Genomic DNA, 7,620 nt, shown 5'->3' on the forward strand with positions numbered 1-7,620 from the left:
CTGTACCGGTCCATGAAACTGATCCGGGAGTTCGAGGAACGCTGTCTGGCGATGGCGATCGACGGCGAGATCAACGGCGGGATCCACCCGTACATCGGCCAGGAAGCCGTCGCCGTGGGCATCTGCGCGAACCTGACGGACCGGGACTTCATCACCAGCACGCACCGGGGACACGGGCACGTGCTGGCGAAAGGCGCGGATCCGCGCCGTCTGCTGGCCGAACTCCTCGGCACGCTCGAAGGATTCAACAAGGGTCGCGGCGGGTCGATGCACGCCGCGGACATGAAGCTGGGCATCCTGGGCGCCAACGGGATCGTCGGGGCAGGCGGGGCGATCGCCTCCGGCGCCGCCTGGGCGGCCAAGGCCCGCGGGAACTCGGAAGTCGTCGTCAGCTTCTTCGGCGACGGAGCGATGAGCCAGGGTGTCCTGCTGGAGGCGTTCAACCTGGCTTCGATCTGGTCCCTGCCGGTTCTTTTCGTGTGCGAGAACAACATGTACGCGACGAGTCTCAAGGCGGAATCGGGACTCGCGGGCAGCGCCGCGCGCCGCGCCGAAGGCTTCGGGATGGTCTCCCGCACGGTCGACGGCATGGACGTCGAAGCCGTCGCGGACGCCGCGGCGGAGCTGGTCGAGGGGTGCCGCGCGGGCCGGGGCCCGGCGTTCCTGGAATGCCGGACCTACCGGTTCTTCGGGCACCACTCCGTGCTCGAACTGCTGGGCGTCGAGTTCCGCGATCGCGCCGAAGTGGCCGAGTGGCGTGAGCGGGACCCGATTCCGTCGCTGGGCGAGCGGCTGGGTGCCGACGTCGTCGCCGAAATCGACGCGGCTGTCAAGGAAACCATCGACGAGGCGGTCGCGTTCGCGAGGAACGCCCCGTCGCCCGAACCGGAGGACGCGCTGATGTATCTGTACGCGGGAACCGCCGCGGTGCGGCCGGGGGTGATCCTGTGAGCGGGCTGCCCTCTCCGGAGAACTTCGGCTACATGCACGCGATGAACCTCGCCCTGCACGCCGAAATGGCGGCGGACGAGGACGTCTTCCTGCTCGGCGAGGACGTCGGCGTCGGCGCGAGCGGCGTCACCTCGGGGCTGCTGCCCAGGTTCGGCCCGGAGCGGGTGCTGGACACGCCGTTGTCGGAACAGGCCTTCACCAGTTTCGGGACCGGCGCGGCGATGGCAGGCAAGAAGCCCGTGATCGAGTTCCAGATCTCCTCGCTGATCTACCTGGTCTTCGAGCAGATCGTGAACCAGGCCCACAAGTTCTCCTTGATGACCGGCGGGCAGGTGCGGATCCCGGTCACGTATCTGGTGGCCGGGTCGGGGTCGAGGTTCGGCTGGGCGGGCCAGCACTCGGACAACCCGTACAGCCTGCTCGCGCACGCGGGGATCAAGACGGTCGTCCCGGGTCTGGCCGCGGACGCGTACGGGCTCCTGCGGTCGGCGATCCAGGATCCCGACCCGGTGGCCGTGTTCGCGCCTTCCGCGTTGCTGGGCGCGACGGACGTGGCTTACGCGGGCGAGGAAGACGTCGTCCCGCTGGGAAAGGCGAACGTCGTCCGCGAGGGTGGCGACCTGACGGTGGTCGCGGTGGGCCAGCACGTCGGCACGGCCTTGGAGGTCGCCGAAAGCCTCAGCGACCGGGCCGACATCGAGGTCGTCGACCCGCGGACCGTCTACCCCTTCGACTGGGACTGCCTCCGCGAATCGGTGAACAAGACCGGGCGCCTGGTCGTGATCGACGACTCGAACCGGATGTGCGGGCTGGGGGCGGAGATCGTCGCGACGGCGGCCGAGGAGTTCGACCTGGCAGCGCCGCCGAGGCGGGTTTGCCGGCCGGACGGCACCGTCATCCCCTACGCCCTCGCTCTCGACACGGCCCTGGTGCCGGGTGCCGAGCAACTGACGGACGCCATCAAAGCGACGTTGAAGTAGGGAACCCATGGAAACCAACGAGACCTTGGACCGTTATCAGCGGACACAAGACGCCTTCGAGGCCGTGCTCACCACTGTCTCGCCGGAACAGTGGGACGCGCCGTCGGCCTGCGAGCACTGGACGGCGCGCGACGTGACGGGCCACGTCGTCTGGGGCCTGGAAGTCCTGCGCCATCACTTGACGGGTCAGGAGTACACGGTGCCGAACGGGCCTGCGGGCTCCGAAAAGCCCGGCGAGCTGGCCGGCGAGGATCCACTGGGCCGGTGGCGCGAGACCCGCGAGACGACGGCCGCCCTCATCACCGGCGACGTCCTCGATCGGCCCGCTCCGGCGTGGTACGTCGCCAACCGTTCTGACGCGACGGTCACGGACTATCTGGCGCTGCTGACGTTCGACACCCTGGTGCACACGTGGGACGTCGGCGCCGCGCTCGGCGTGGACGTGCGCATGGAGCCCGACATCGTCGCGCCGTCGTTCTCCCTGGCCCGGCTGATCATCAGCCGCACGCCGGGCACCTTCGGCCCCAAGGTGAAACCGGAACCGGGCGCCGACCAGCAGACCCGCTTCCTGGCTTTCCTCGGCCGGTCTGCCTAGGCGGTCCCTTCACACGCGATCACTGTGGCGACTGAGGTTCCTGAGGCGATTCGGTAGGCCGTGAAGGACTCCTTGAGGGACCCAGGGTCCGTGAAGGGCCCCTTCACGGACTTGAGCCCCGCCCTGGGACCACCAAGAACGCATTTAGTCCCTTAATGCGACGGGGCGACCCGGGCTGTCCGTGAAGGACTCCTCCCAAGTACATGAAGGCCCCCTTCCTTGCGCCAGGCGCAAGGAAGGGGCCTTCATGTACTCCACGATCCGCGGTTAGACCTTCTCAGGTTTGCTCTTGACGCTCACCAGGGTTGAGCTATAACTTATAACTATAGCGATAGCTACTAACCCACCATGGAGGAGGAGGTCATGACCTCGAAGACCGCACGCGGCCGATTCGGTGCGCGCGCCGCCCTGCTCACGGTTCCGCTGGCCCTCGCGGGCGTCCTGAGCGCCACCGCGCCCGCCCACGCCACCACTCACGATTCCAAGCCGTCTTCCCTCACCTGCCAAGGAAAAAGCATCGACCGGAAAGCCAAGGTGCACTACCGGACCGAAACCTTCATCAAGGCGCCGCTGCGCACCATCTGGAACCTCCAGACCGACGTGGAGGCCTGGCCGACCTGGCAGAACCCCGTCATCCCCGTCGAGATGAAGCGCCTGGACCCCGGGCCGCTGCGCGAGCATTCCCGGTTCCGCTGGACCATCCCCGTCCCGCCCGGCATGCCCTACCCGCCCGGTGACGTCACCATCGTGTCCACCGTCCGGCAGCTCCAGCCCGGCCGGTGCCTCCGCTGGACCGGCCCCCTCGACGGTCCCGGCGGCATGCACATCGACGGCGTCCACGTCTGGAACTTCGTCAAGGTCCCCGGCGGCGTCATCGTCCGCACCGAGGAAAGCCACACCGGCCCGCAGGTCGACAAGGACGTGCCCGGCTCCACCGAAATGCTCGGCCAGGGTCTCGAAATCTGGCTGAAGGACCTCAAGAAGGCCGCCGAAAACCGGTAGGAGCGGATCCCGGCCCCTCCCTATGCTCCCGGGCATGGAGATCATCGGGCCGGACGACGCCCTTCCCGGACGACGGATCCGGCGGGCCGCGGTGGCGGGTCCCGCCGGATCCGGGAAGTCGACGCTGGCGCGAACCCTCTGCGAGCGCATGGGATTGCTGTACGTCGAGTTCGAGTCCTTCTTCCACGGTCCGGATTGGACGGTGCGGGAGACCTGGCAGGCCGACGTCCTGGAGTTCCTCGACGGCGACAAGTGGGCCATCGAGTGGCAGGGCGAAGAGGTCCGGGAGCGGATGACCGGGCGGCTGGACGTGCTGGTCTGGCTGGATCATCCGCGGGTCATGACCATGACCCGCACCCTCATCCGGACGCTGAAGCGCCGCGTCGGACGCGGCTCGAAGATCGCCGGCGGCAACGTCGAGGGCCCCCGCTGCACACGTTCTTCACCGATCGCGATCACATCATCAAGCTCGCCTGGCGCTACCACCCGATGATCCGAGCCCGCGTGCACAAGGTCATCGAGGAGGACCGCTATCCGGAGCTCGTCATCGTCCGCCTGCGCGGGCAGCGTCAGGTCGATCGCTGGCTCGACGGGGCCCTCGCCCGGAACCTCCGCTAGCGAAGATCCCGGACGCGCCACACGACGTCCAGCGCGGGGTCTCCGGCGGAACCCGGTTCGACCCTGTCCACTGTGAACCCTTCGCGCTCGTAGAACGCGTCGGCACGTTCGTTGGCCGCGAAATGCTCGATGTACAGCCGCTCGGTGCCCTCCGGCAACTGTCCGATGAGGGCATCGAGCAGCCGGACGCCCAGGCCGCTCCCCCGGTGTCGTGGATGTACGTACAGCTTGTAGATCACGTGTTCGTCGCCGTCGCGACCGCGCTGCCCGACGCCGGCCAGAAGCCCGCCGTCGTCCGCGACCACCACCGCGCCGCGGGCCACGGCACCGGCGATGTTCGTCTCGTGCCACCACATCCGGACCTGCCGGGCAGCGGCTTCCTCGCCGATCAACGGCGCGTAGTGGGCTCGAACGTGCGCCTCTCCGAAGCGGCAGATGGCCATTACGTCGTCCCGTTCGGCGTTCCGCACCACCGGTCCGGTTCCCATCACATCACCTTTCCGCTGCACTCTGACCTGATCGCCACCCACCCGGACCTTTCGGGCACACCTCGGTCATCGGGGTTGTCCGAGTCACTACTTGGTGGTAACGATACGTTCGGATCATGGCATGGCCGCCCTTTCATCGGACTCGGCTCGATGCCGGCGGGGAACGGCTTCACCTTGATGATCGTCGAGGTGGCGTGTCTACAACGAATCAGGCGCTTACAGGGAGCAAGGTGTGGAGCCGGATCTGAAGCCAGGCGAAGATCTCCAGTATTACCTCGAACGACAAGCCCGTGAAATGCAGGAGAAGGCGACCCGGCTTGAAGAAGCCTTCGCCACCGCGGGCGCGACGGTGACCTCGCCGGACGGCTCCGTCACGGTGACGCTGGCCCCGAACGGCGCGCTGAGCAACATCCAGCTCGGCAGGCGGGCGTGCGCGCTCGGCGAAGCCCGGCTGACGGCGACCATCATGACGACCGTGCGCGAGGCGCAGAGCCGGACCGCGCGCGCCGTGACCAGCTCGGTGGAGGCCATCGTTGGTGACGGTGAAGCCGTCGAGATGATGAAGAGCTTCCTCCCGCCGGAACCGGCTGTCGACGCCTACATCGACCAGGTGGAGAAGTTCGCCGAGCCTCCCGAGCGGGAGCAAGCTCCGCCGCCGCCTCGGCCCTTCACTCCGCCGCCACCGCCCAAGCAGCAACAGCCGCCGACGAGGCCGGCACCGCCTCGACGTCGTCCGGCCCGTGACGACATGGACGAGGACGAAGGGAACCCCTGGTGAGCGGCGGACAAGAAATCCCGGCTTCCGAAGCTTTCGACACGTTCGGGAAGAAACTGGCCGGACACGCGGACGAGGTTCGCCAATCCGGCGATCTCGTCGGCCACATGGTCGCCGATCCGGGCCTGTACGGGATCCTCATGGGTCAGATCATCGGCGCGGCCGCTTCCGCCTACTGCGCCGAGACACGGGACGCCTTCAGCAAGTACGGCGAGTCTCTCCAGAAGCACAAGGAGAAACTCGACAAGGCTTACAAGGAATACCAAGCCAACGAAGACCACGCCAAAGAGCAGATCTCGAAGGTCGAAAAATGAGCGGCGCGGACACCGGAAAACTCGGCGACAAGAACAAATACGAAGACAATGTCGACTACAAGCCCAACGATTTCTGGCACAATCCGAAAGACCTGATCACTTCCGATGACACCCGCACCAACGGCGCGGGAATCATCAACACGATCGACCAATTGCAGTTCGCCTGCAAGGACAACGACAAGGTGATGCAGGGGATCGCGGGCGCGGGTCTCGTGCTCGAGACCCTCGGCCTGGTGATCGATCCGCTCGGCAGTGTCCTCGCCGCGGGAATCGGCTGGCTCATCGAACACGTCACCCCGTTCCGCATTCCGCTCGACATGCTCCTCGGCGACCCCGAGGGCATCTCGACCGCGGCCGCCGCCCTCGGCAAGGAAAAAGACAAGATCGAGGAGATGGCCAAGGTCTTGAAGGCCGAAGTCGGCGAACTCGTGGAGTCCTGGAAGGGCAACGCCGCCGACGCCTTCAAGAAGGCCACCGAAGATCTCGCCGCGGGCGTGGACGCGCTGGGCACTTCCCTCGAGTCCGCGAAGAAGACGGTCTCGATCTGCGGTGCCGTCATCGGCGCCGTCCGAGGGATCATCCGAGACCTCGTCTCCGGCGTGCTCGGCGGCATCCTCGCGGGCGCGATCGCTGCGGTCGCGGCCATGCCGTTCACGTTCGGTACCTCGATCGGCATTTTCCTCGGCACCGTCTTCGCGACGGTCGCCGTGGCGCTGTCCAAGATCGGTGTCCAGATCACGAAGCTGACCAAGGCGATCACGTCGGCGGCCAAGTCGATCAAGAACCTTTCGAAGAGCACCCGGGGCCTGGCCGACGACGCCGCCAGGGCGGTGGACGACGTCGTGCCCACGCCCAGCGGCGGACGTCCGGGAAGCGGTAGTGGTTCCGGCAGCGGATCCGGTTCTGGCTCTGGTAGCGGTAGCGGGTCCGGTTCGGGATCCGGGAGCGGCAGTGGCTCGGGATCCGGTTCGGGTTCAGGCAGCGGTTCCGGTAGCGGCTCAGGTTCCGGCAGCAACAGCGCGGACGGCTCGGGCTCTGGGTCGGGCAGCGGCTCCGGTTCCGGTGGTAACAACGCCGACGGCAGTGGTTCCGGCAGCGGCTCTGGTTCCGGCAGCAACAGCGCGGACGGTTCCGGCTCTGGGTCGGGCAGCGGCAGCGGTTCCGGTGGCAACAGCGCCGACGGCAGTGGTTCCGGCAGCGGCTCTGGTTCCGGCAGCAACAGCGCGGACGGTTCCGGCAGCGGCTCAGGATCTGGCAGCGGCTCAGGCAGCAACAGCGCGGACGGCTCGGGCAGTGGCGGTGGCTCCGGCCCGTACCGCGACAACGGCGACCCCACCTACAACCCCTGGACAGACCCCAAGGCCGACAACGGCGCAGGCTCAAACAGCGGGTCCGGTTCCGGTTCGGGCAGCGGTTCCGGTTCGGGCTCCGGTAGCGGCGGCACCAACAGCGCCGACGGCAACGGCGGGACAGGTGGCACCGGCGGGACTGACAGCGGCGGCACCGGTGGTGGCTCCGGCCCGTACCGCGACAACGGCGACCCCACCTACAACCCCTGGACAGACCCCAAGGCCGACAACGGCGCAGGCTCAAACAGCGGATCTGGCTCCGGTTCGGGCAGCGGCTCGGGTTCGGGCACCGACAGCGGTTCCGGCAGCGGCAGCGGTTCAGGATCGGGCAGCGGCTCCGGCTCCAGCGGTAGCAGCGCGGACGGTTCCGGCAGCGGCTCCGGATCGGGGTCGGGCACCGGCAGCGGCTCCGGCTCCGGCTCCGGCAGCAACAGCGCCGACGGTTCCGGCAGCGGCAGCGGCAGCGGTTCAGGATCGGGCAGCGGCTCCGGCTCCAGCGGTAGCAGCGCGGACGGTTCCGGCAGCGGCTCCGGATCGGGGTCGGGCAC

Annotated in this window: 10 protein-coding genes; 9 read left to right on the forward strand and 1 reads right to left on the reverse strand. The window is 67.8% G+C overall.

The window, feature by feature from the left end; translation table 11 throughout:
• The first annotated feature begins 12 nt into the window (after positions 1-12).
• The 6 genes from AB0N89_RS11545 (at position 13) to AB0N89_RS11570 (ending at position 4,146) form a co-directional block, all read left to right on the forward strand.
• The gene (locus tag AB0N89_RS11545; RefSeq protein ID WP_364203323.1) at positions 13-951 is read left to right on the forward strand and encodes a thiamine pyrophosphate-dependent dehydrogenase E1 component subunit alpha; all 939 of its coding nucleotides are present in this window, start codon (positions 13-15) and stop codon (positions 949-951) included.
• Positions 948-1,931, forward strand: a complete 984-nt coding sequence (locus tag AB0N89_RS11550) for a transketolase C-terminal domain-containing protein (RefSeq protein ID WP_364203326.1) — start codon at positions 948-950, stop codon at positions 1,929-1,931. The genes AB0N89_RS11545 and AB0N89_RS11550 overlap by 4 nt, the downstream gene beginning before the upstream one ends.
• A gap of 7 nt (positions 1,932-1,938) precedes the next feature.
• Complete coding sequence (locus AB0N89_RS11555) at positions 1,939-2,526, forward strand: TIGR03086 family metal-binding protein (protein ID WP_364203329.1); 588 nt, start codon at positions 1,939-1,941, stop codon at positions 2,524-2,526.
• A gap of 363 nt (positions 2,527-2,889) precedes the next feature.
• Positions 2,890-3,528 (forward strand): SRPBCC family protein, encoded by a 639-nt coding sequence (locus AB0N89_RS11560; RefSeq protein WP_364203332.1) that lies wholly within the window; start codon positions 2,890-2,892, stop codon positions 3,526-3,528.
• A gap of 34 nt (positions 3,529-3,562) precedes the next feature.
• Entirely contained in the window at positions 3,563-4,021 is a 459-nt protein-coding gene (locus AB0N89_RS11565) for a hypothetical protein (protein ID WP_364203335.1), read from the forward strand.
• A complete protein-coding gene (locus tag AB0N89_RS11570; protein WP_364203338.1) occupies positions 4,018-4,146 on the forward strand; it encodes a hypothetical protein in 129 nt (42 codons plus the stop codon). The genes AB0N89_RS11565 and AB0N89_RS11570 overlap by 4 nt, the downstream gene beginning before the upstream one ends.
• On the opposite strand, the gene AB0N89_RS11575 is transcribed toward AB0N89_RS11570, so the two are convergent.
• Positions 4,143-4,634 carry a GNAT family N-acetyltransferase gene (locus AB0N89_RS11575; RefSeq protein ID WP_364203341.1) on the reverse strand — a complete coding sequence of 164 codons (492 nt, stop codon included), beginning with the start codon at positions 4,632-4,634 and terminating at the stop codon, positions 4,143-4,145. The genes AB0N89_RS11570 and AB0N89_RS11575 overlap by 4 nt on opposite strands.
• 232 nt (positions 4,635-4,866) lie before the next feature.
• On the opposite strand from AB0N89_RS11575, the gene AB0N89_RS11580 reads away from it, so the two are divergent.
• From AB0N89_RS11580 to AB0N89_RS11590, 3 genes are all read left to right on the forward strand, one after another.
• Positions 4,867-5,412 (forward strand): YbaB/EbfC family nucleoid-associated protein, encoded by a 546-nt coding sequence (locus AB0N89_RS11580; RefSeq protein WP_364203344.1) that lies wholly within the window; start codon positions 4,867-4,869, stop codon positions 5,410-5,412.
• On the forward strand, positions 5,409-5,723 hold the full coding sequence (locus AB0N89_RS11585) for a hypothetical protein (protein ID WP_364203346.1): 315 nt from the start codon (positions 5,409-5,411) through the stop codon (positions 5,721-5,723). The genes AB0N89_RS11580 and AB0N89_RS11585 overlap by 4 nt, the downstream gene beginning before the upstream one ends.
• Positions 5,720-7,620: WXG100 family type VII secretion target (locus AB0N89_RS11590; RefSeq protein ID WP_364203349.1), on the forward strand; the 1,901-nt coding region annotated here is incomplete at its 3' end. The genes AB0N89_RS11585 and AB0N89_RS11590, both read left to right, overlap by 4 nt.

Source organism: Amycolatopsis sp. NPDC089917, assembly GCF_040684635.1.
In the GTDB taxonomy this organism is placed as follows: domain Bacteria; phylum Actinomycetota; class Actinomycetes; order Mycobacteriales; family Pseudonocardiaceae; genus Amycolatopsis.